Raw genomic sequence first — 23,898 nt, forward strand, 5'->3', positions numbered from 1 at the left:
ACCATCCCATCTATGAATTCCTGATCGGCCTCGCCAAACTATCCTCTCTATCACTACGGGAGTTAAAGATGTCAAACGAGGACCGGCAGAAGGTGTGGGAGGAACGGGTGGCGCAATGGCGGGCCAGCGGACTGTCGCAGAGGGCATACGCCATCGAGCATGGCTTTCCGATTCGCCAAGTTGGCTACTGGGTACGGCGGTTGGCCAAGGTGTCGTCCGTGCCCAGCTTGTTGCCGGTGCGGGTGGCGCCGGCGGCACCTTTGGTGGCTACGATCAGCCTGTGCAACGAGCGTGGCTGGACGTTGAGCTTGCCGAGCGAGGTGCCGGCCAGCTGGCTGGCCGAACTGATGCGCGCGCTGTGATGGAACTATCGGCCGATGCAATCTGGCTGGCGACAGCGGCGGTGGACATGCGCACCGGCATCGACGGCTTGTCATTGCATGTGCAGCAGGCGCTGGGGCGCCCGCCGTGCGACGGCACGGCCTACGTGTTCGCCAACCGCCGTCGCAGCCGCCTCAAGCTGGTGTGCTGGGACGGCACCGGCGTGTGGATGTGCGTGCGCCGGCTGCATCATGGCCAGTTCACCTGGCCGCAGGCCGACGAAGCGATCTGGCAAATCAGCGCCGAGCAGTGGCAATGGCTGGTGGCCGGGGTGGACTGGCAGCGTCTGTCGGCGCCCGCACCGGCCCAGTGGCGCCTGTGACGACGTCAACTGTTTTACTTGTAAACGTCACGCCCGCCCGGTAAACTACCGTGCATGGACCTGCTCAACGAACTTGCCCGCACCAACATCGATCCGGCTCTGCTGGCGCAGGTGCAGGCGCTGTTCGCGCAGCAGCAGGCCAAGCTGGCCGAGAAGGACTTCAAGATCACGGCGCTGACGCACGAGCTGGCCTACTACCGGCGCATACGCTTCGGCAAGGCCAGCGAGGCGCTCGTCGGCGAGCAACGCCTGCTGTTCGAGGAAACGGTCGACATGGACCTGGCCGCGATCGAAGAGGAGCTTGAAGGTCAGGCACCGGCCAAGCCGCGTCGCAAGCGAGCCGGCCGCCAGCCGCTGCCGCCTGAACTGCCGCGCATCGAGCACCGCCATGAACCCGAATTGTGCCAGTGCGGCCAGTGCGGTGCCGCCCTGGTCAAGATCGGCGAGGACGTCAGCGAGCAGCTGGACGTGGAGCCGGCGCGCTTCTTCGTGCACCGCCATATCCGTCCGCAATACGCGTGCCGTCCTTGCCAGACAGTGACGGCCGCGACTATCCCGCCGGCCGTCATTGATGGCGGCATGGCCGCCGTCGGCCTGCTGGCGTGGATCGCGGCCTGCAAATATCTGGACCACCTGCCTTTGTTCCGGATCGAGCAGATCGCCGCCCGCCAGGGCGTGCCGCTGGCCCGCTCGACGCTGGCCGAGTGGATCGGCCGCATCGGCGTGGCGCTGCAACCGCTGGCCGACCGGCTGGCCGAACTGCTGCGGCAACATGATTGCCTGCACGCCGACGAAACCCCGGTGCGCCAGCTTGACCCCGGCAGCGGCAAGACCCGCCACGCCTACCTGTGGGCCTACCGCTCCGGCGCGCATGACGACGGCCCGCCCATCGTCGTGTTCGACTACCAGACCAGCCGCGCCGGCGCCCATGCGCGTGCCTTCCTGCAGGGCTGGCAGGGCCACCTGATGGTGGATGACTATGTCGGCTACAAGGCCCTGTTTACGGACGGCCCCACCGAACTGGCTTGCCTGGCCCATATCCGGCGCAAATTCTTCGACGTGCACGCCGCCAGCGGCAGCCCCGTCGCCGAAGAGGCGCTGCGCCGCATCGCGGCGCTATACGCGATCGAGCAGCAAGGCGCCGGACTCGATCCGCCGCAACGCCTGGCGTTGCGTCAGCAATTGGCGATGCCGGTGCTGGGCGAACTGCACGCCTGGCTGCTGGCGACCCAACGGACCGTCGCCGTCGGCAGCGGCACGGCCAAGGCCGTCGACCACGCGCTCAAGCGCTGGCCGGCGCTGGAACGCTATGTCAATTCGGGCACACTGCCGATCGACAACAACCCGGTCGAGAACGCCATTCGTCCTATCGCCATCGGCAAGAAGAACTGGCTGTTCACCGGCTCGGAACGGGCCGGCCGCCGCGCCGCCGCCATCCAGAGCCTGTTTGCGACCGCCAAGCTCAACGGCCTTGACCCGGCGCGCTGGCTGGCCACCGTCCTGGAACGTCTCCCGACGTGCCCTAACAGCCAGATTGACTCGCTGTTGCCATTCCCCGACTTTACCCAACGCTGAACCCGCTGTACAGGTGGGGCGGCTGGCCGCTTACATACGACTCGTTACAGGTCTCCACGATGGTAAGCGTCAAGCCAGCCTTGCAATTACCCACAATTTCTCTTGTTAACTTTTCTTTGTTCTGTTAACTTTTCTTCATGATGATTCCGATGACGATCAAATGAAGAAGCAAAGGGCGCCGAGGGAGTCCGCGCATCGTCATTCGCTATCGTTGGAAGACGAGCAGGGGTGGATGGACAGAGAGAATGCTGCCTGCAATTTTCGAGATGAACGGCTCAAGAGTAAGCGTCTGTCCACCACCGTCTTACCTTAAACACCGCCCATCGTCATGATTGAATCTGGGGCACAAATTGATTGTGCCCACAAATTTAATTATGGACACAATAATTCAACCAGTCACAACCAGGGCGAAACGAGGCCCGTATTGTAGTGGTCAACCCATCCCGGACACTATATTAAGTTTTTCTTCGACGACGGCCGGTGCCAGTCCCTGGTTGAACTGATGCGGCCGTATCCAGTTATACCGGTGCATCAGGTAATGGCTGATGTCCCGTTGTGCTTCTTGTGCCGTCATATAACCGTTTGACGGCAGCCATTCCGTTTTGAAGCTGCGGAACAGTCGTTCCATAGGTGAGTTAACCCAACAATTTCCCCGACGGCTCATACTCTGCTGTATCCGGTAGCGCCACAATCGCTGAAGGAATTTTCGGCTGGCGTACTGACTACCCTGATCCGAATGGAACAGCAGTCCCTGCGGTCGACCACGCTGCTCGAAAGCCATTTCCAGCGCTTGCACAACAAGGTCGGCGTCGGGCCGTAGTGAGAATGCCCAGCCCACCGCTCGGCGAGCGAACAGATCCAACACCACAGCCAAGTAATACCATCGCCCCTGCGCCCAAACATAGGTGATGTCGCCGCACCAGACCTGATTTGGCGCCCCAACCGTGAACTCTCGGTTGAGATGATTCGGAATGTCGACACGCTCCACCGTGGCCTGCTTGTAGGCATGCTTGCCAGGTTGCTTGCAGACCAGCCCCAACTCCTCCATCAGACGACTAACTTTGAAGCGGCCAATGGCCGTGCCTTCCTCGCGCATCATGTCCATGATGCTGCGGCTCCCTGCTGAACTGCGGCTCTCAAAGAACAGCTCGTGGACGCGGCTACGTAATGCCATGCGCTCAACATCAATGTGTCGCACGCGCTCCCGATGTGCATACAGGCATGAACGCGCGACATCGAACACCGCGCAAATCAACTCGATTGATTCGTCACCACAAATCTGATCGATTACCTCGTACGTTCTATCCCTTCCGACATCAAGAGCGCGGTAGCCTTTTTTAAAATGGATTTCTCCCGCTCAAGACGTTCAATGCGCGCCTCTAGTTCCTGTATTCGCTGCTGATCCGGCGTGATCGCCTTGCCCTGTGGCGTGACGCCTTGTCGCTCCAATTGAAGCTGCTGAACCCAGCGGCGCATCAGCGATTCGCCGACGCCGATCGACCGGCTGGCCTCCACGTGGCTGTATTGCCGTGGTCTAATTTGCCTGGACACCTCAATAGGTGGAAAATCCACCATCTGAGGAGTTAAGCATGACAACAAGAAAGCGCAAAACATTCGATCCGAGCTTGAAGCTCGAAGTGGTCAGGATGATCAAAGAACAGGGGCTGAGCATCCAAAACGTCAGCGAAAGCATGGACATCGGCCAAACAGCCATTCGGCGCTGGCTGGCGCAATACAGTGCCGAGCAGAGCGGCCAGCCGGGCATCGGCAAGCCACTGACCGCCGAGCAGCAACGCATCAGGCAACTCGAATTGGAAAACCAGCAGTTGCGGCAGGATGTCACCATCCTAAAAAAGGCCTCGGCCTTCTTTGCCCGCGAAATGAAATGATCTACCAGCTCGTTCATCAACTGCAAAAGGAGGCCATCCCGGCCCAACAAAGCTGCCGCGTCTTGGACGTGAGCCGCTCTGGTTACTATGCCGCGCAACGACGTTCCGCCAAGCCGTTGGTATGCAAGGCCAGCGTGCATCTGAAGGCCGAATTTCAAGCCAGCGGTCAGAGCTACGGCAGCCGCCGTCTGGTTTCGGCCATGGCGAACGCCGGCTTTCACATCGGACGATTCAAGGTGCGGCGTCTGATGCGCCAGGCGGCTTTGAAGCCCGTTTGGAAACGCAAATTCGTTCATACCACAGACAGCAAACACGACCTGCCGATCGCGGCCAATGTGCTGAACCGGCAGTTCAATCCGCCGGCTCCCGACATGGCGTACGTCTCGGACATCACGTACATTCGCACCGGATCCGGCTGGCTGTACTTGGCCGTCGTGCTGGACTTGTACGCACGCAAGGTGGTTGGCTGGGCCATGGCGCCAAGCATGCCTGCCAAGCTGGTCTGCGATGCCTTGAGCATGGCCATCCAGCAGCGGCGGCCAAGACCTGGCCTGATCGTCCATTCTGACCGGGGCAGTCAATACGCCAGCGAACTTTACCAAGCTCTTCTAGCGGAGCATGGGTTTGTTTGCAGCATGAGTCGAAAAGGCAACTGCTGGGATAACGCCGTGGCCGAACGATTCTTCCTGAACCTGAAAATGGAGCGCGTCTGGCAGCGCCAATACGCCAACCACGCCGAGGCCAAGACTGACATCACCGACTACATCGTCGGATTCTATAACTGCAGGCGCATCAATTCAGTACTGGGCAATCTGCCGCCCACCGTCTATGAACGGAGAATGGCAGTACGCGAACCTATCGTCGTGTCCGAAATTACTTGACCACTGCATATCCCTGATCCAATACCAAGCATGCTGCCTGCTGCTTGAACTCAGGGGAAAATGTACGTCTTTGCTTGCTCATCAAACACCTCTCCATGGCGAGCATTCTCGCCTAAATTGGTGTCCGGGTACATTAAACTACTACATATCGCCGCCACAGCGATGAGTTCAAGCGCGCCGCCGTGGCGCGGACCGAAGTCGACGGCACATCCGTATCACTGATCGCCCGCGAGCTAAACATAAACACCAATCAGCTGTTCAGTTGGCGCAAACGTTTCGGTGGCGAGGCGCTGGCCGATGGTAACGCACCGAGTCAGTTGGTGGCAGTCACTGTGCTCGACACGCCGCCCGTAGCCGCGCCGGTCGCAGGCAGCGCGCCCGGTGTCATTGTACTGAGTGTGGGCCAAGCGCAGCTGCGCCTGGAAGGCACGGTCGATACGGCCATGCTGACGCTGCTGCTGGCTAGGCTGCTGCCATGATCGGCTTGCCTGCTGGGACCAAGATCTGGCTGGCTGCCGGCGTAACCGACATGCGCTCTGGCATGAACGGTTTGGCGGCGAAGGCGCGACGGCGCTGGCTGAAGATCCGTTCAGCGGTCACGTGTTCCTGTTTCGTGCCCGGCTTCGATCCAGCCCAAGCGCGCTTTTTGGCTCACGGCCCCAGCTTTTTTTTAAGCCAGTCCACTTCCATCTTCAGCCGACCGATCTCGCCATACAGCTTGTCCTCGGGGCTGCTTTCATTGATCGGTTTGGGGCCGCGCTTGGCGTCGAACAGCGCGCCGGCGTTCTCCAGGATTTCCTTCTTCCACTGGCCCACCAGCACCGGATGCACACCGAACTCTTGCGCGATCTCCGTCACCGTCTTGACGCCGCGAACAGCCTCCAGACCGACTTTGGCCTTGAACTCGGCCGTATGCACCCGGCGTTTTTTACCTTCACTCATTTGCTGTCATCCTTTCACGGACCACAGCTTAAACCATCGTCTCAGATTCGGGATCCACTATAATGTTCCGCCCGCGTTGTTCGCTGAAAAATTCAGCAAACAGCCACGGGCAGCTTGAAACAAGAGTGTCCGCTATTGACAGTACATCTCAAAGTTACCTCGAACGTGACGCTGCGGACTGTCGCTTCCCCGGTGGTCAATTTTAGGTCGGCGCCAACAACTCCCATCATCTTGCACAAGCGCCGCACCGGAAAATCGTCCTGTACTTTCTGAATGAAGGCGTACCTGACCCGGACGTCTTGGCAAAGTACACCGCTACGGATTCAATCTGTCGACGCAATACATTTTTTCAAATCACTGAACTAGCGTTGGCGATTGCACAGTATAATTTCCCTAGATGCATATAATAAAAAACTTTGCATAAACCCTCCTTCCAAAGGAACTGCAAGTAAGGTCTCAACAATGCTAAAATCAAAAGAACTTCTTGACGAAGTTAATCTAGGTATCGCTACGCTACAGAATTTTATTCGTCCGTATGCAAAGATAAATTTCACCGACATAAATATTTCTGCCGAAAATCTAGTAGCCGATGTTCTAAATTCTCTTTTTGACTGGAACTTGGTTAACGCCAACACTCTTAGAGCAAACTATCCTTGTATTGACTTGCTTGACGTCAGCAACGGGATTGGTGTTCAAATCACGTCTGAAAAAGGATCTAAAAAAGTGAATGAGACCCTTTCCTGCGTTTTGAAAAATAAATTAAAATTAAAGCGGATTATAATATTCACATTAACTCCGAGGCAGAAAATTTACAGTTTAAAGCCATGCCCTTGTAAATTTGATCCAAAAGCGGACATACTAGATTTTGATGGCATTATCATAAAGGCGAACGGAGTACCTTTCGAGGCACTAAGCCGACTGCATTCAAAAATAAAAGAGCATATGCCTTTTTTGACAAGTCGTTTAAATTGCGGCTTGGACGCTCAAATACTAGATGCCAATAAATATATAGCCATTGTGAATGGAAATTCAAACCCCCTTCACCAAGAGATTTTCGAATTAATTAAGAATAAAAATAAAGATTTGGCCCTGTGCAAGCTGGATGAATATGCAAAAAAGGTACTAGAAGAATCTGCTGAGATGATTTATGAATTAGCGAATTTATATGCTCTTCTTGACCCATTGAAAGCTGAACTATTCTACAAAAAGGCTGCCAATTTACACCCAGAAAAAATAGCGTCAGCTAACATTCACGCCCTAAACTTAATGAAACTTGGCCAGTTGGATGAGGCCGAAAAGATATTTAAATCGTGCCTAAAATTTCCCGACTTGACTCAAATTCAGCGCGAACACCTGAACGGCAATCTTGGAATTCTCAAAAAAAACAAATCACAATATTCCAAAGCTATTGAATATCATCGCTCGGCTCTTAAGCTGACAAGAAAAGAAGATAACGAAGGATTTGCAAACCATTTTAACAATCTCGGCATTTGTTATAATCATCTTGAAAATTACGTTCTTTCTGGAGGATACTTTCGGAAAGCTCGAAAAATTATAGAGAATGCTATTAATCTGGAGGAAGATATCGATGAACGGAATAGATTAAAGCTAAAAAATAGCAACTTCCTAACAAATGCTTCCGTTCAGCTTCAATATTTAGCGGCACAGCGAAATGATCCAAATTTATTACTAGAGGCCAAAGCGCTTCTTTTTCATGCAATCGATATTGCTGAACTATTAAAAGAAAAACTGGAACTTACTCGACACTACGGGAACTTATCCAATGTTTATAAGGCTATGCAAGACTATGAGAAAGCAAAGAAATACTTATTAAAGTCTTACGAGCTGGCAATCAGCAATAATGACCACCATGGGGAACTGACTAATCTTGTAAATCTTGGTAATCTTATGATTAAGGAGAACGTTCTTGGTGAGGCGGAGAAATTTTTGACCGACGCTCTTGCCAAAGAGAAAAATAATTACCCCAAGTTACGTGCGGAGATTTTAGGGAATTTTGCTATACTTTATAAAAAACAGAGAAAAATCGACGAATCAAAGAGAAATTTTATTTTAGCAGAACGCATTTACAAAAATCTTGGGTTACTGGAGCGCACACGCAAGTTGTCTAGTGAATTAGAAATGGATTAATAACTTACCATAGATGTAGGCAACTCAGTAGCCAAGGCTTTGTCGCGTTGCTGAACATAGGGTGACGTCTTCAAAAATGGTACTACATCCCTTAAACTGGCGGAATGCAAACTCGCATTCGCCCGATCATTTGCGTGAGATCAATGCGGGCGGATGCTAGAGTGCGCATGCCAGTATCAATACCCTACTATGAATCATAGCGATATTGTACACCCTTTTCTGTACAGTTCAGCTTATTCGACCAAAACAGAGAAACTTATAAGACAGGCGAAAATTTCAGTGAATAAAAATGTATTTATCGAAATTTTCAGAATTCTTCCATAAATGGTAACTATATTTCTAGTCATCATTAATAAAGAAATTTTTCACCAAATCTATTCATGAAAACAGTCCGCACGGCAGAAGATATGGGCCACTTTGATTTCCTTGCCGGACTGATAACTATAAATAAGTTCAATAGCTACAATTTACTAAAAATCACCGCAGCACTTATTGCGATTCCAGCACCAGATTTATCACCGGAAGCAATCGAACAACGAGAGTTACGCGCTTTGGTCAAACACGAGATGACACACTTTCTCGACCAAACCACAACGACCTGGGGCATAGAGTTCATGATTCGTAAATGCCGATTATTCAATATTATCCAAAACGGTGAAGCCCCATCCCAGGCCATGGACGTCTATTGGCTGAACGCGTCAGAGCTGCAGATGCACCATGATTTGGTTAAGTCACATATTTTGATAGCCTTGCTTTCCTGCGACACGATCAGCCATCGACTGATCCACGACCAGCGTCACGGCGCGATCATCATCGTCAGCTTCTTTAACGAGGGAAGTTTTGTACATGACGTACTTATTAGCATGCTATCCTTGTTAGAATCAAACGCTATCGCCAACGAGTATTTATCCAGATTTCACGATCTCTATAAAATGGCTCCCTGCATTCGCGAAACAGCTGAGGTAACTATCCGACTAAAGCTTGACAAAGTGTTAAATGATTCATTGCTGTCGGAATACTTCATCATGATTTCACTGGCCCGCCTGCACTTTCCTGAATTAGACACGCTCCAGTTACTACGTTTTGTAAATTCGCTCGCGCGCTTCTGCCTCACTTGTCGCTGGCAGGAGTATGAAAAATGTATGAAAAACTATAGCGCATTTTGACGGATGTCGTCGGACGAAAATCAAGCTTTTCCATATGAGAAAGTGGTCCGCCGATGTCCAGTAAAGTCCGCTGGTTCGACATTCACACTGCAGGGCGTGCAAGCTTGAAACTTGTAAACGGTACTGGAAGTTGCTGAAAAGTGTAAGATAATGAGGAGGGTGAGAAGACGGTCAATGCCTGTTTTTTATGATGGTATTTTCGATGGTATTAAATATCGATAACACAGAAAATCCAATAAAAATCAGTTACTTGCCGATGCCATTGATAATCGAGTGGGAGTGATCTCCCGTCCGGCTTGACCGGAACTGAAATGCATTAAAACCATCCCAGGCCCGCTTGTCGCGGGCTTGGTCTATTTGGAGTCAGGCAGGCTGCGCTGCCTGCGCGGTGCTGGGCACCAGTTCGATGATGTCGTCGTGGTAGTCGGCCACGGCAGTGCGGTGCGCCACGCTGATGATGGCGCTGTCGGGCAGCTCCTTGATCAAGGCCTGGTACAGGTTCGCCTCGGTGGCCGGGTCGAGCGCGCTGGTGGCTTCATCGAGAAACACGAAGTCGGGACGCTGCAGCAGCACTCTGGCGAATGCGACGCGCTGCTGTTCGCCGCCGGACAGCAATTGCTGCCAGTTGTCGCGGGTTTTCAGCGACGTGATCCGGTTGCCCAGGCCGCAGGCGTCCAGCACGCGCCGGCAGGTGGCGTCGTCGAATTGATCGGGCATTTGCGGATAGCACATGGCGGCCTTGAAAGTGCCGCTCGGCAGGTAGCTACGCTGCGGCAAAAACATGATGCGGGCGTCGGCCGGCAGCGTGACGGTGCCGGCGCCATGCAGCCATAAACCGGCCAGGGTGCGCAGCAAGGTGCTCTTGCCGGTGCCCGAAGGGCCGCGCACCAGCGTGCGGCTGCCTGCCGCCAATTGCAGTGGCGCCACATCGGCCAGCAGGTCGCCATCCGGGGTGCGCAGGGCAAGCGCGCTGCTGTGGATGCCGTCCTGGCTGACGCGCGCCACGGTAAAACCGTTCGGCCGCGCGTGCGCCTTGTCGATGGCCCAGGAAAAATCGCGCAGCCGGTGCGCCAGCGCCATCCACATCGCAAAACTCTTGTACGACTCCTGGAAGTAGCCCAGCGACGCACTGAGCTGGCCAAATGCGCCGACTGCCTGCGTCACGCCGCCCATCGTGATCTCGCCGGCGAAATAGCGCGGCAGGGCGGTCAGCGTCGGCAGCACGGCAAACAGGTGACCATAGACCGTCCTGGTCATTTCGAGCTTGGCGTTGCGCACCACCGTGGCCAGCACGTTGTCGCGGATTTTCGCGAAGCGGCGGCGCAAGCGCTGCAACTCGTTCGCGGCGCCGCCATAAAACGCGATCTGCACGGCGTTTTCTCGCACCTGCATGGCGCCGTAACGGTAGTCCGCCTCGACCGTCTGCCGTTTCATGCCCAGCACGATCAGGCGCTTGCCGACCCAATGGACCAGCAACAAATACGCCAGGTTGTAGACCAGTGCGACGTAGACCATATAGCCGGGGATGTGCAGGCTCGCGTTCCCGATGGGGATGGTCAAGGTGCCGGACAGCGTCCACAAGACCGATGTGAAGGCCACGATATTGACCACCACGTTGATCATGTTGGAAATGTTGACCACGCTGCTGTTGGCAAACAGCCTGACGTCTTCGGCGATATGCTGGTCGGCATTGGAGAGCGCACCATCGGCATCCATGTCGTAATAGGCGTGCGAGCTGAACCACTGCTCCAGGTAGTGGTTGCTCAGCCAGGTGCGCCAGTCGAGGTCGATCAGGTCGATGATGGCGGTGCGCACCACGCCAAGCGCGCCCACCAGCAAGCCCACTCCGATCGTCAGCCAGACCACCTTTTTCAACACATCCCACTTGCGGCTCAGCAGTGCGTCGGTCAGTTCGCCCGTCAGCTCATTGGCGCGGACGTACAGCCATGCCGAGCCGAACGTGATTGCCAGCCACAGCGCCACCAGCAGCCAGGCGCGCCAGCGCTGGCGCGCGCCCCAGTAAGGCGCGAACAAGTGCAGCAGGCCAGGGCGGCGGGCTGCGTGGGGCGGGGCATGGTCAGGGGAGTCTCTCACGATCGACGTATTTGACAAGTTGATAGGTGCGGCCCGCCATCGGTTGCTGTGGTGGTTGCAAGTATGAAAGGGATGAAAGTGCCATGAGATGCGCCTGTAAAAAGTAATCTGGGTGCATGAATTATCGGCTGCTGCACTGCATCATAACGTCAATGTGGAAATGTTTGCAAAGCAACAGTACAACGGTGCGCGGTTATCCGTTGACTATGTATCGTCCGTGTTCGCAACGTAATCGTGCGGTAAAGCGATGCCGCCGCACTCGGCGCCAGCCGAGGCTTTTTTGTGCATGGCTTCGAGGCCCTGTTGCACAAGCTTCACGAGCTCTATTTCTACGGTGCTGCCATTTTGCATGGACAGCAGCTTTATGGCGGAGGCAAGCGCGGGAGGAAGTTCCAGAAAATTCAGGATGAGCCCGCCTCCGATTGGCACTGGCGGGTCGATTTGTGTCCCTCTGGCGATGGGCAACGTTCCATGCACAAGCCAGGCAGTGCTGATGTCGAGGGCCGAGGCAATCTTCTCTGCCACGTCCAAACGAAGATTGGCTTTGCCTGATTCGTAGCGATACAGTTGCGTGGGATTGATGCCCGCCAGTTCGGCCAGCTGAACTTGTGAGAGATGAAGATTCTCGCGGCAGCTTTTGATCCGTTCAGAAACAGGGATGTTGCCAGACATACATATTGCCTTTCAATATAGCGCGTTGGTGAATGACCTGCCGTGAGGCACCCGTCGCCGCAACGATGAACGAGGGCGGTTTGCCTGCCACGGCCTGGTCAGCAGCAATGATTCTACCGCCTGCCACCATTGAGCGGCATCGCGCCAGTATATTGACGGCACCGAAAAAGCTCAGCCTGGCGAACTGGAAGCACGTCCGGTTCGGCCAGCAAATCGCCCGGCAAAGCCGCAAGGGCGTCCTCTTATGCTTGATCAAGCTTCAAGCGCATCAGAATTGTCACCAGCGGCTAGCGACATTTCAAGCATTTCGGCAGCCCATTGGTTCAAGCTCTTGCCGTGGGCTGCGGCCGCAAGCGTAGCAGCTTCATGGATTGCAGGATCTACACGAAGAACAAATTTTCCTGAGAAATTTTGCAGGCACTCAATGTCTTTTCTGCGTATGTTTTTAAAAAAACAGCTAATGAAATCGCCCCTTCACGCTGTAGACCAGCCACATCTGACGCATAGAAATCGGCGCCGCCATTCAGGCCAATGAACTCGCCCCGGGAACAGTTCAATTTCAGGATTAAAAGCAATGACAGCCTGATGTTCATCGATTTTCATCACGTTATTCTTGGTTTTACTCCGGGTTCCTCAAGCCCCTTCCAAGGTGATGTGTTCGTGCTGCACTAGCCAGCGGTTGGTGGGGTCGAAGTTTTAAGTCGCTGCTGATTATAACGATACACAACAGCTACCCCTTCGGGTACTCGATCCAGTACTATTGTCTGAATCATGGGTTGCTTTTTGCCCGTACAAACCGTTCTGCTGAGGTGAAGTTGTGGCAATCTTTGACATCGAAAAAGACCAATTACTAGGGTTGTCGGATACGCTTTTGGAGGAATTCATAGCTCGGCTTGCCGAGGCTGAAATAGCAGCGAAAGGGCATAGCCCTGCGTGGGTAAGGTGGTCTGGTTCGATCAATGCTCCTGATGGTGGCATTGATATTCGCGTTCAGGTTCCTGTGGACAGCCTCAATACCGGGTTCCTTGAAAGGCCAGATACCATCCTTCAAGCCAAGAAATATTCGATGCCCAAGGGCGCTATCATCGATGAAATGCGTACCGAAGGAGTGCTGTCACCTGTGATCAGTGAGCAAGCAGCGAAAGGTGGCAGTTACATCATCGTCAGTTTGGCTGATGATTGTTCTCCCCCGATGAAAAATGATCGCCTTTCAGCGATGCGCGATGCCGTCAAGAACGATCTCAACAATAGCAATATTCATTTGGACTTTTACGACCGTTCAAAGCTGGTCCAGTGGGTGCGGCAGCACCCTTCAGTTATGTTATGGTTAAAGGGAAAACTGGGCCAGGGATACTCGGGGTGGCAGGCATACGGAGCGTGGAGTAATCCACCTCACGGTATCGATGATACGCTGATTTCGGCATCAGGCGTCTCGGTTACATTGCCTTCACAAAGGCATCAAAAGCTCAGTATAGAAAATGCCATCGAGCCAATGAGAGAGCTCATGAGGACTACGGCTAAGGCGGTTCGCATCACAGGCTTATCCGGCGTAGGAAAGACCAGGATTGTACAAGCACTGTTTGATGAAACAATCGGTAAAAATGCGCTGGACCGGACATTGGCAATCTATGTTGATACTGGTGCGAATCCTGATCCTTCGGCTACGGCAATGCTGGATAGGCTTATTGCAGAGCGCCGACATGCCTTTTTGATACTGGATAACTGTCCGTCAGAATTGCACTCTTTGCTAGCGAGCAGGGTATCAGCCGCAGGCGGTGAGATAAGACTTATCACCGTTGAATATGACATCAGGGACGACAAACCCCAGACAACCGCGGTAATCCACATTGAGGCGGTCGGGCCGGAGATAGCAGAGCGGCTTTTGATCCGCCGTTTTCCCCGTATCGGTCAGAACAATGCTCGCCGCATAGCAGAGTTTGCTGATGGGAACGCGAGGGTATCCCTCGCAATTGCCGAGAGGGTAGAAGACGGCGAAAGTTTGGCTCAGCTTTCTGACGCTCAGGTGTTCAATCGCTTGTTTGAACAGCGCAATCAGCCGGACGAAGATTTGCGGCATCAGGCTGAAGTAATGTCTTTGGTGTATTCCTTCTCGATTTCAAGTGAGGAAGGTGGTAACCGCGAGCTGGATGTACTTGGCTCAATCTCAGGCCATTCTCATACCCAGTTGTTTCGATCCGTTGGAAAGCTAGCGGATCGCCAGGTTGTACAAAAGCGGGGCCACTGGAGAGCTATCCTGCCTCATGCCATTGCGAACAAGCTGGCTGCATCGGCACTCAATAGTATCCCGGTCGAGCAAATCAAAGCGACTTTTGAAGCCTCTGGTCGTCAACGCTTGCTGATGTCGTTTGCACATAGGCTAGGTCTTTTGCACGATCACCCTGTAGCGAAAGAGATCGTTGAGGCTTGGCTCCAGCCAGACGGATTGCTAGGGCGGATATTAGAGTTGGACGAGATGTCCGTACGAATTCTTGATTATATCGCTCCAGTTGCGCCTGAAGTCTTGCTTGACAGGATCGAAGCAGAACTTACTGCGCTTGATTTTAAAGGTATGCATCCACGTTATGACCCAAGGAGGCAGACCATTCTCAATTTATTGCAATTGTTGGCATACGAACCGAGCGCTTTTGACCGTTGCGTAAGACTCTTGATTAGCGTTGCGGATTGTGAAGAAAAAAGCAATAACTTTGACGCGGTTCGAGCCAAGGTTGTCGCCTTTTTCCAAGCGTACCTTTCCGGTACGCATGCTTCATTAGATCAACGCGTCATGGTCATGAACGAATGCTTTTCATCGGATCTAACTGGACGACGGTCGCTAGGTTTCAGGATGCTCGAAACTGCCTTAGGCGGACCCCGATGGAGTGGAAACGGAATGAGCGAATTCGGCGCTCGCCCTCGAAACTTCGGATTTTACCCAAACCATAAGGAACTTATTGAGTGGCGTAGCGTTTTCATCGACGTCGCTGTGAAATTGGGAACCTGCGGCGACTCTGATCTTGAGTTACCCGCGCGGCAGACTTTGGCGAATGCGTTTCGAGTAATGTGGCATCAACAAGCCATGAGAGAGAAACTGATAGATGCCACTCGTAAATTGCATGCTTACTCCCCTTTTGGCGAGGGTTGGCAAGCCGTCCGATCAACAATTTATTTCGATTATACCAAGCTCCAGGACAGGGAGAATTCCCAGCCGCTTCCAGACAACCTTGCTGCATTGGAGAGAGAGTTGGAGCCCCACGACTTAGTTCCAACCATAATGACATATGTACTAGGTAACGGCGATTGTTGGGCGCTGGATGCCGATTTTCATCATAGCGACACCAATAAGTATAACGAAGCTGAGAAGCGACTCCAAGCCAAGGCGCTACGATTAGGTGAGGACTTTGCTGTATCAGCACATGACCTTGATGCTTTGGGATCCAACCTGTTTTCAAGTGACTGGATGCCTCGTCGGGGTGCTTTTGGGAGAGGCTTAGCGAAGGGTGCGCATGATGTGAGAGCTGAATGGCGGAAACTAGTTAAATATCTCGAGCAGCAGACCGAAGTAAGAATTAATTTTGAGATCTTTGGCGGCTTTATCGAGGGGATTGACTCTGTCGATCCTGCATTAGCACAGGAGCTGCTCGATCAATGTGCACTGCATCCAGAACTTCGACAAGTACTTGTCGCCTTGCATCCGAAGCGGGATTTCACAGAATCTGACCTAAGTCGCTGCGAGACTCTTCTGGATGTACCTGACACTTATTCGGGAATGTTCGGTCCCCTCTTATGGAGGGACGAGTATGCTAATTTGCCCGGGCACCGGATACTGGCTCTCGCATACCGTATTTTGGCTAAACCGAATGGCGATGATGTGCTTTTGGACGCGCTGAGTATGAAGCTACACAGTGCAGATGAAGCTGTAGATACGCTTGGATCCGAACTGCGACTGGCCGGTTTGAGAGCTGCGATCCAGAGGCTCCAAAGAGATCATAATGATGGTGGTGGGCGTGTGGATTTTAAGATGGAGCACGTCATCGGTGCTGCGCTTCGCTTCGATGGTAATGAGGCTGAAAAGCTGGAGTGGCTCGACACAATCTTCACCGTTATTGACGAGAATTATGGTCATGTTTATGCTTTTGAAAAGACCATCCAGACCACGGTCGCATTGATGCCAGAAGCGTTTCTCGATCGCGTTTTTGAGGGTGTAGAAGAACAACAAAATCGACGATTATCGTTTATTTCTGATGGCAGCCTGAATAGTGAACCTCTTGCCCAGATAGATGTTGACGTTTTGGTTGAGTGGTGTGAAGTGAGAAATGATAGCAGTGTTTGGGCATCTGTCGCGGCGGGTATCAGTGTTTGGTCTAGCGAAGGAGAGCCGGAGGGAGTTACGTTGTCCGATGCAGCGATGAGGTTGCTTGAGGTGTCTACCAATCCAGAAGCTGTCTTGGATGCATTTGCCGGTCGAGTATCACCTTCAAGTTGGTCTGGTAGTTTGGCGGACGTGATGCAGTCTAGAGCCGCTGCGCTTGGCGTGCTGGTTGACCATAAGAACGTGATGATCGCTGTGGCGGCAAAATCAATGTCTGAAAAACTTGCGAATCTAATCGAGCGCCAAAAAGAGCGTGAGCGACGAGAAGATGAGGGGCGCGAACAGCGGTTTGAGTAACTGCGCGCTACTTTAACGACTGATTATTAGATGAAAAACCAAGGGCCGTTGACGATGAGATTGATCATCAACGGCCCTTGTCATTTGTCAGTGCACCGCAAAGTCACTGCGATGTGCGCCAGCCTCACGCCTGATGCGCAAGCGGCAGCACCGGCAGCGGCGTCACCGTCACCTGCACATCGAGATCCTGGCGCCCGCCACCGAGCACGATGCCGCGCATCGGCGTGACGTCGCTGAAGTCGCGGCCCCAGCCCAGGGTGATGTGGTCGTGCTGCACCAGGCAGCGGTTGGTCGGGTCGAAATCGATCCAGCCCAGCGCGGGGCAGTAGACCGAGACCCAGGCGTGCGAGGCGTCGGCGCCGACCAGGCGCGGCTGGCCTTCGGGCGGGTGGGTCAGGATGTAGCCGCTGATGTAGCGCGCCGGCAGGCCGATGCTGCGCAGGCAGCCGATCATCAGCTGGGCGAAATCCTGGCACACGCCGCGCCTGCCATGCAGCACCTGTTCCAGCGGCGTGGAGATTTCGGTGGCCTTGCTGTCGAATTCGAAGTCGTCGAAAATGCGCTGGGTCAGCTCCAGCGCCGCGTCGAGCTGGGGCCGGCCCGGCGTATAGCTTTTGCGCGCGTACGCTTCCAGCTCCGGGAACCAGTGCACATGCGGCGACGCATACAGATAGCGGCACGCTTCGAGCGTGGCGGCGCTTTTTTCCTTGCCCATCATGTCGCGCACGCTTTCCCATGGCAGCGTGGCCGCGATTTGCGCCAGGCCGGGGCGCGCGCGCAGCGCCACCGTTGACTCGGCATGCACCAGCAGGCTGTCGTGCGGCACGGTGAGGGCCACGTGGCGGATGATATTGCCGAAGTAATCCGTGCTTTCCTTGCCCTCGCTGACGACCGGGTCGAGCCAGATCAGGTGCGACTCGGTCTGCTGCAAGGCAAACGAGCGCGGCGTCAGGTGCAGGTATTGCTGCGACAAGGTGACCGTGCTTTGGTAGTGGTAGCGCGTTTCATGCACCACGCGGTAGCGTGCGCAGACGGCGGCGCCGGTCGGGCTATCGCTCATGAAGTGCGCTTTCTTTGCTGGTCATTGTCGGTGTAGCTGAAAAACTGCACGCTGATGTGCTCGGACAGGGCGGCGCTGGCCAGCTGGATCCGGTTCAGCAGGGCGCTCAGTGTGGCGTTGCCGTAGTTCAAGTCGGTGCCCGGCGCCAGTGCGGTCAATTCCTCTTTCAGCGGCGCCAGCAGGTGTTCGCCGCAGGCGCCGTGGGTCTGCGCGATGCGGTGCAACGTGCCCAGGATGCCGTTGATCTGGAACAGCACCGAGCGCGGATTGCTTTCGTCGCGCAGCAGCAGGTCCAGTACCGGCAGCCACTCGGGCTGGGCGCGGTAGCGGGCGCGGTAGGTGATGATGCTGTCGGACAGTTCGAGCAGCCATTCCAGGTTGCCGTTGCGGTCCATCGCCAGCGCGCGCTGCAGCACCTCGCACTGGAATTGCAGCCGTTCGAGGCGGCGGCCGATCGACATGAAGCGCCAGCCGAGGTCGCGCGTCATGCCGTCGAGCGCGAAGCCGGCCAGCATCATCAGCGAGGCGGCGGCGTCGTCGAGGATGGTCATCGCAGCCGATTGCGACGGCCGCTCGCCGGGGTGGACCGCCGGCTGCACCATGCGGTTCAGGGCGCGCCAGTTATCGACCGAAAAACGCTCGTGCAACTGGCCGGCTACCTGGTGCAGTTGGCGCTGCTGCCGGGCCAGCCCGGGCACGGCAGGCGACACTACCGCCAGCAGCAGCGCCGATTCGATCTCGGCGTCGCTGAAGATGGCGGCCGGGGCCACGCTCTGCGTCTGGGTCATGGTCAGTCCACCCAGGCTTTGCGACTGCGTCTGCACCGGCTTCCTGGCCGAGTCGAGCAGTTGGAAATGGATGCACAAGGCCTCGACGGTGGGCCATTCGGCGCCGCGCTGGTCGAAGCGCACATTGAACAGGAAATGCAGCGCCACCCGCAGCAGGCGGCCGATATTGTCGCAACGTTCGGCATGGCGGCCGTACCACAGCAGGTTTTCCGCCACCCGGCTCGACAGGTTGGTGTCTTCGCGCACCAGGTTGTCGCTGGTGATGCTGCGGTGCTGGGGGCGGTGCAGCTCCGCCTTGGCGCGCGCCTGGACCCAGGTATCCTTGCTGGCGCCGCCCATCTGCATGGTCAGCACGCGCGCGTCGGGTCCGGTGGCGACCCGCGTCAGGCCGCCCGGCATCACCACATAGCCATTCGGCGTGGCGCAGGCGAACACGCGCAGGCCGACGGCGCGCGCCTGCAAACCTGGCGTGGCGCCGCCTTTCCACACCGGCGCCTGCGACAGGCGCACCACTTCCTGGGCGATGAATTTGTCCGGATTGGCGCGCAGGGCAGCGATAAAGGCCGCGCGCGCCGCACCGTCCAAGTCCTGGCCGAACACCGCCGATTGCAGGCCCTGCGAGAAACTCGGCTTGATCACCAGCCGGTCGAGCTTTGCGATCACCGCCTCCAGCGCGGCCGGTTCGCCGCACCACCAGGTGGCCACCGACGGCATCTTCAGCGGTTCGCCCAGCAGGCGCCGCGACAGGGCCGGCAGGAAGCCGAGCAGGGCGCCGGACTCCAGCAGGCTCGAACCGAGGCTGTTGGCGACCAGCACATTGCCGCGCCTTGCCGCCTGGGTCAGTCCCGCCACGCCCAGCATCGAGCTGTCGAGTTCGAGCGGATCGCAGGCTTCGTCGTCGACCCGGCGCATCACCACATGCACGCGCTGCAGGCCGGCCAGGGTCTTCAGGTAGACCACGCCGTCGCGCACGGTCAGGTCGCCGCCTTCGACCAGCGGCAGGCCGAGATAGCGCGCCAGGTAGGCCTGTTCGTAATAGCTGGCGGTGCGCGGGCCGGCGGTCAGCAGCACGATCAGCGGCATGTCGCCATCGCGCAGCGGCGCTGGCGTATCGCCGCCCGCCGCGCACAGCCGGCCCCAATGCAGCAGGCTGTCGTGCATGGTGCGGAAGAATGGGGAGATCGGCTGCACTTTCAGTTCGCGCAGCAGGTCGGGGAAAGTGGGCGAGATGATGGCGCGGTTTTCCAGCGCATAGCCGGCGCCCGAAGGCGCCTGGGTGCGGTCGGCCATTACCCACCATTTGCCATCGGGCGCGCGCGCCAGGTCGACCGCATAAAAATGCAGGGCCACGTTGTCATGATGAGCGATATCGTGGCAAGGGCGCAGGAAGCCCGCGTGGCCGTGGATCAGCGCCGGCGGCAGCAGCCCTTCGCGCAGCATCTGCTGCTGGCCATACACATCGCCGAGGATCTGGTTGAGCAGGTTGGCGCGCTGGATCACCGCCGCCTCGATGACGCTCCATTCATCGGGCGGCAGGATCAGCGGCAAGGCATTCAGGTCCCACGGTCGCTGGCGGCCGTCGCGGTCGGCCGGCACATTGTAGGTGACGCCGTTTTCGCGTACTTGCCGCTGTACCATCTCGTTGCGCTGGCGCATCATGCCCGGCGCTTCGTGCGCCAGGTTGGCCAGCATCGCGCGCCAGTGGGCGCGCGGCACCTTGGCCGCGTCCAGCATTTCATCGAAGCTGTCGGGCGCGGCCAGGTAGTGGGCGAGAAGGGGAGAGGGCATGGGCGCGCGCTACAAAAGCACAGGATGGATTGCAGGAACGCAACAATAGGTCAATACGGCTGCCAGCGCAAGTCCAGGGTCATCGGGAAGCTCGGATTGTGTGCCTCTTTCATCACAGTCATCGGGCCCGGCGTGTGGCCGTGTGGCCAGAAGCGCGCAAAACGGCGTGCTTCGGCGGCGTTGGCATTGACGGGCGAGCCGACCTCGCTGCGCCCGCCCGGATGCACCACATGATAAGTGCAGCCGCCAATCGCGCGTCCGCTCCAGGTATCGACCAGGTCGAACGTCAGCGGCGCCTGCACCCGGATGCTCGGATGCAGCGCCGACCATGGGCTCCACGCGCGGAAGCGCACGCCGGCCACGTATTCGCCAGGCACGCCGGTCGGATGCAGCGGCAGCATGCGGCCGTTGCAGGCCACCACGTGGCGCCCGTCGGTCAGGCCGCGCACCAGCAGCTGCATGCGTTCCACCGACGAATCGACATAGCGCGCCGTGCCGCCGGCGGAAACTTCCTCGCCCAGCACGTTCCACGGTTCGATCGCCTGGCGCAGCTCCATTTCGACGCCCTCGTAGACTACGGTGCCGAAGCGCGGGAAGCGGAACTCGATGAACGGCTCGAACCAGTGATCCTCGAACGGGTAGCCGGCCTCGCGCAGGTCGCGCGCGACGTCGCGGATATCCTGGGCCACGAAATGCGGCAGCATCCAGCGGTCATGCAGCGCCGTGCCCCAGTGCACCAGCTTGGCCTGGAACGGCTGGCGCCAGAAGCGGGCAACCAGCGCGCGCAGCAGCAGCATTTGCAAGAGGCTCATGCGTTCGTGCGGCGGCATTTCGAAGGCGCGGAACTCCACCAGTCCCAGGCGGCCGGTCGGGCCATCGGGCGAATACAGTTTGTCGATGGAAAACTCGGAACGGTGCGTATTGCCGGTCAAATCGACCAGCATATTGCGCAGCAGGCGGTCGACCATCCACGGCTTGTCGCCCGGGTGCATGTTTGGCAGCACCTGGTCCATCTGCTGGAAGGCGATCGCCAGCTCGTACAGATTGTCGTCGCGCGCTTCATCGACGCGCGGTGCCTGGCTGGTCGGCCCGATAAAGGTACCCGAGAACAGGTACGACAGGGCCGGATGCACCTGCCAGTAGGTGATCAGGCTTTTCAGCAGGTCGGGCCGGCGCAGCATCGGGCTGTCTTCGGCGGTGGCGCCGCCCAGGGTGGCGTGGTTGCCGCCGCCGGTTCCGGTATGGCGGCCGTCAAGCATGAATTTTTCGGTGCCCAGGCGGGTCAGGCGCGCTTCCTGGTACAGGGTCGACATGTTGTAGACCAGCTCATTCCAGCTGGCCGCCGGATGAATGTTCACTTCGATCACGCCAGGGTCGGGCGTGACGCTGAGCAGCTTGATGCGCGGGTCGCGCGGCGGCGCATAGCCCTCGAGGCGCAGCTTGAGTTTGAGCTTGGCGGCGGTGTTTTCCACGGCCGACACCAGCGCCAGGTAGTCCTCAATGCGCTTCAATGGCGGCATGAAGACGTGCAGGCGGCCGGCGCGCACTTCCACGCACAGCGCCGTGTGGATCACCTCGCGCGCGGCCGGGTCCTGCGGCGTGCGCGCCCTGGCGGCGCTCTCGGCCTTGCCGGCAGCGAGGCCCAGCACGGGGCGCTTGTCCTTTTTCGCGGTTGGCAGCGCGCCGCGCGGGGCGAACGGGTCGACATCGAATTCCAGGTCCGCCTCGCGCTCTTCCGGCAGCACCCACGGCAGGGTGGCCAGCGGCAGGCGCAGGCCCATCGGCGAGTCGCCTTCGATCAGATACAGGTGCTCGCGCCGCAGCGGCCAGGCCGAGGTGCGCCAGTTGGTGCCCAGCATGACAGCAGGATCGTGGTCCGCCGCTTTCAACGGCAGCACATAGCCGGCCACCTGGCCCAGTCCCCGTTCCAGCAGGCGCGCCAGGCGGCGCCGCTCTTCGGGGGCTTTCAGGTCGGCTTGCAGTGGATCGATGTTGCGCGGCAGGGCCTGTTCGCGTTGCGCTTGCAGCAGCACGTCCTCGTAGGCGGCAATCGGGCTGTTGGCGGGCAGCCGCAGGTTTTTGGCCAGTTCGGTGATAAAGCTGGCCGCCTCGTCGCTGCCATAGCCGTCGTTGACGTGATCGTCCGAAAACAGGGACGCGTCGAACCACATCGGCTGGCCGTCGACGCGCCAGAAGATATTGAGCGCCCAGCGCGGCAGCGGCTCGCCCGGATACCACTTGCCCTGGCCGTAGTGCAGCATGCCGCCCGGCGCAAAGTGGTTTTTCAGCCGGTGCATCAGATTGCCGGCCAGCTCGCGTTTCTCGTCGCCGTGGGCCAGCGTGTTCCACTGCGCGCCATCCATGTCGTCGATCGACACAAAAGTCGGCTCGCCGCCCTGGGTCAGGCGCACGTCCTGGCGTTTCAGGTCGGCGTCGACCTGCTGGCCCAGCTGGTCGATCTTCTGCCAGTCCGCTTCCGAATACGGTTTGGTCACGCGCGGGTCTTCGTGGATGCGGGTCACCGTCATCTCATGGAAGAACGTCACTTCGGCCTGGTCGGTATAGCCGCTGACCGGCGCCGCCGACGACGGCATGGCGGTGCAGGCGAGCGGAATATGGCCCTCGCTGGCCAGCATGCCGGACGTGGGGTCCAGGCCGATCCAGCCGGCGCCGGGGATATACACCTCGGTCCAGGCATGCAGGTCGGTAAAATCTTCGGCCGCGCCGCTGGGGCCGTCCAGCGCCTCCTGGTCGGCGCGCAGCTGGATCAGGTAGCCCGACACGAAACGCGCCGCCAGCCCCAGTTCGCGCAGGATCTGCACCAGCAGCCAGCCGGTATCGCGGCACGAACCGGAGCGTTTCTCCAGCGTGTCTTCGGGCGCCTGCACGCCCGGCTCCATGCGCAGCAGGTAGGCGATATCCTGTTGCAGGCGCTGGTTGATGGCGACCAGGAAGTCGTTCGTCAGCATCGGCTGCGCCAGCAGGGCGGCGCGCGCCGCCGCCACCCATTCGGTCTGCAGCGGCCCGGCCGGCTCCGTCACCAGGTAGGGGCTCAGTTCGGCCGCCAGCTGCTCCGGGTAAGCGAACGGGAACTTTTCGGCATATTTTTCAACGAAGAAATCGAAGGGGTTGATGACCGTCATGTCGGCCACCAGGTCGACCGTGAAGTCGAGCACGTCGGTTTTTTCCTGGAATACAAAACGGCCGATGTAATTGCCGTAAGGGTCTTGCTGCCAGTTGATGAAATGGTCCTGCGGCTGCACCGTCAGCGAGTACGACAGGATCGGCGTGCGTGCATGGGGGGCAGGGCGCAGGCGCACTTCGTGTGGCGACAGATTGACCAGGCGGTCGTAGCGGTAACTGGTCTTGTGGTGCAGCGCGATACGGATAGCCATGCGGAATGCCTTTTCGATGTGGGCGCGGCCGAAGCCGGCGCGATAAGCTTGAGTAAGTTAAGTAAGCATGATTCATACCTGAATTTCAAGCCTAACACGCCGCGCACCGCAGGCATGTTTCTTGATAACAC

At 57.3% G+C, this 23,898-nt stretch carries 15 protein-coding genes and 3 pseudogenes; 8 read left to right on the plus strand and 10 right to left on the minus strand.

What is annotated here, in order from left to right; all coding sequences use genetic code 11:
- The first annotated feature begins 68 nt into the window (after positions 1–68).
- The 3 genes from tnpA to tnpC are packed head-to-tail and all read left to right on the plus strand — an operon-like array spanning position 69 to position 2,278.
- Entirely contained in the window at positions 69–362 is a 294-nt protein-coding gene (gene tnpA / locus AC0Z42_RS05205; RefSeq protein WP_485467175.1) for an IS66 family insertion sequence element accessory protein TnpA, read from the plus strand.
- Complete coding sequence (gene tnpB, locus AC0Z42_RS05210; protein WP_485467176.1) at positions 362–703, plus strand: IS66 family insertion sequence element accessory protein TnpB; 342 nt, start codon at positions 362–364, stop codon at positions 701–703. Before tnpA ends, tnpB begins: the two co-directional genes overlap by 1 nt.
- 54 nt (positions 704–757) lie before the next feature.
- The gene (gene tnpC / locus AC0Z42_RS05215; protein ID WP_485467177.1) at positions 758–2,278 is read left to right on the plus strand and encodes an IS66 family transposase; all 1,521 of its coding nucleotides are present in this window, start codon (positions 758–760) and stop codon (positions 2,276–2,278) included.
- A 433-nt stretch (positions 2,279–2,711) separates the two neighbouring features.
- Here the strand turns inward: tnpC and AC0Z42_RS05220 are convergent.
- A protein-coding gene (locus AC0Z42_RS05220) for an IS3 family transposase (protein WP_485467315.1) occupies positions 2,712–3,853 on the minus strand; the annotation gives its coding sequence in 2 pieces (ribosomal slippage) (positions 2,712–3,619 and positions 3,619–3,853; 1,143 coding nt in all).
- 14 nt (positions 3,854–3,867) lie between these two features.
- Between AC0Z42_RS05220 and AC0Z42_RS05225 the strand changes: the two genes are divergently transcribed.
- Positions 3,868–5,048, plus strand: a protein-coding gene (locus AC0Z42_RS05225; RefSeq protein ID WP_485467178.1) for an IS3 family transposase whose coding sequence is annotated in 2 segments (ribosomal slippage) — positions 3,868–4,138 and positions 4,138–5,048 — 1,182 coding nt in all. Because the reading frame shifts where the segments join, the coding sequence is not laid out codon by codon here.
- Here AC0Z42_RS05225 and AC0Z42_RS05230 read toward each other — a convergent pair.
- Positions 5,044–5,130: pseudogene (locus AC0Z42_RS05230) on the minus strand (transposase); the annotation flags it as partial. The gene AC0Z42_RS05225 and the pseudogene AC0Z42_RS05230 overlap by 5 nt on opposite strands.
- Before the next feature lie 79 nt (positions 5,131–5,209).
- On the opposite strand from AC0Z42_RS05230, the pseudogene AC0Z42_RS05235 reads away from it, so the two are divergent.
- Positions 5,210–5,527, plus strand: a pseudogene (locus tag AC0Z42_RS05235) (transposase); the annotation flags it as partial.
- A 143-nt stretch (positions 5,528–5,670) separates the two neighbouring features.
- Here AC0Z42_RS05235 and AC0Z42_RS05240 read toward each other — a convergent pair.
- A pseudogene (locus AC0Z42_RS05240) lies at positions 5,671–5,990 on the minus strand (transposase); the annotation flags it as partial.
- Positions 5,991–6,452: 462 nt separating this feature from the next.
- Between AC0Z42_RS05240 and AC0Z42_RS05245 the strand changes: the two are divergent.
- Positions 6,453–8,138, plus strand: a complete 1,686-nt coding sequence (locus AC0Z42_RS05245; RefSeq protein ID WP_485467179.1) for an SMEK domain-containing protein — start codon at positions 6,453–6,455, stop codon at positions 8,136–8,138.
- A 380-nt stretch (positions 8,139–8,518) separates the two neighbouring features.
- Complete coding sequence (locus tag AC0Z42_RS05250) at positions 8,519–9,304, plus strand: hypothetical protein (RefSeq protein WP_485467180.1); 786 nt, start codon at positions 8,519–8,521, stop codon at positions 9,302–9,304.
- Between the two features lie 363 nt (positions 9,305–9,667).
- Here AC0Z42_RS05250 and AC0Z42_RS05255 read toward each other — a convergent pair whose 3' ends face one another.
- From AC0Z42_RS05255 to AC0Z42_RS05270, 4 genes are all read right to left on the minus strand, one after another.
- Positions 9,668–11,398 carry an ABC transporter ATP-binding protein/permease gene (locus tag AC0Z42_RS05255; protein ID WP_485467181.1) on the minus strand — a complete coding sequence of 577 codons (1,731 nt, stop codon included), beginning with the start codon at positions 11,396–11,398 and terminating at the stop codon, positions 9,668–9,670.
- 204 nt (positions 11,399–11,602) lie between these two features.
- Positions 11,603–12,070, minus strand: a complete 468-nt coding sequence (locus AC0Z42_RS05260) for a helix-turn-helix domain-containing protein (protein ID WP_485467182.1) — start codon at positions 12,068–12,070, stop codon at positions 11,603–11,605.
- A 252-nt stretch (positions 12,071–12,322) separates the two neighbouring features.
- On the minus strand, positions 12,323–12,532 hold the full coding sequence (locus AC0Z42_RS05265) for a toxin-antitoxin system HicB family antitoxin (RefSeq protein ID WP_485467316.1): 210 nt from the start codon (positions 12,530–12,532) through the stop codon (positions 12,323–12,325).
- Positions 12,451–12,663 carry a hypothetical protein gene (locus AC0Z42_RS05270; RefSeq protein ID WP_485467183.1) on the minus strand — a complete coding sequence of 71 codons (213 nt, stop codon included), beginning with the start codon at positions 12,661–12,663 and terminating at the stop codon, positions 12,451–12,453. Before AC0Z42_RS05270 ends, AC0Z42_RS05265 begins: the two co-directional genes overlap by 82 nt.
- Positions 12,664–12,887: 224 nt before the next feature.
- Here AC0Z42_RS05270 and AC0Z42_RS05275 point away from each other — a divergent pair, with 224 nt between their 5' ends.
- On the plus strand, positions 12,888–16,736 hold the full coding sequence (locus AC0Z42_RS05275) for a hypothetical protein (protein ID WP_485467184.1): 3,849 nt from the start codon (positions 12,888–12,890) through the stop codon (positions 16,734–16,736).
- A 124-nt stretch (positions 16,737–16,860) separates the two neighbouring features.
- Here AC0Z42_RS05275 and AC0Z42_RS05280 read toward each other — a convergent pair whose 3' ends face one another.
- The 3 genes from AC0Z42_RS05280 to AC0Z42_RS05290 are packed head-to-tail and all read right to left on the minus strand — an operon-like array spanning position 16,861 to position 23,767.
- Positions 16,861–17,796 carry a transglutaminase family protein gene (locus AC0Z42_RS05280; RefSeq protein WP_485467185.1) on the minus strand — a complete coding sequence of 312 codons (936 nt, stop codon included), beginning with the start codon at positions 17,794–17,796 and terminating at the stop codon, positions 16,861–16,863.
- The gene (locus tag AC0Z42_RS05285; protein ID WP_485467186.1) at positions 17,793–20,372 is read right to left on the minus strand and encodes a circularly permuted type 2 ATP-grasp protein; all 2,580 of its coding nucleotides are present in this window, start codon (positions 20,370–20,372) and stop codon (positions 17,793–17,795) included. The genes AC0Z42_RS05280 and AC0Z42_RS05285 overlap by 4 nt, the downstream gene beginning before the upstream one ends.
- Before the next feature lie 50 nt (positions 20,373–20,422).
- Positions 20,423–23,767, minus strand: a complete 3,345-nt coding sequence (locus tag AC0Z42_RS05290) for a transglutaminase family protein (protein ID WP_485467187.1) — start codon at positions 23,765–23,767, stop codon at positions 20,423–20,425.
- Between the last annotated feature and the right edge of the window lie 131 nt (positions 23,768–23,898).

The organism is Janthinobacterium sp. 1L-D-8-B-C4 (genome assembly GCF_057291295.1).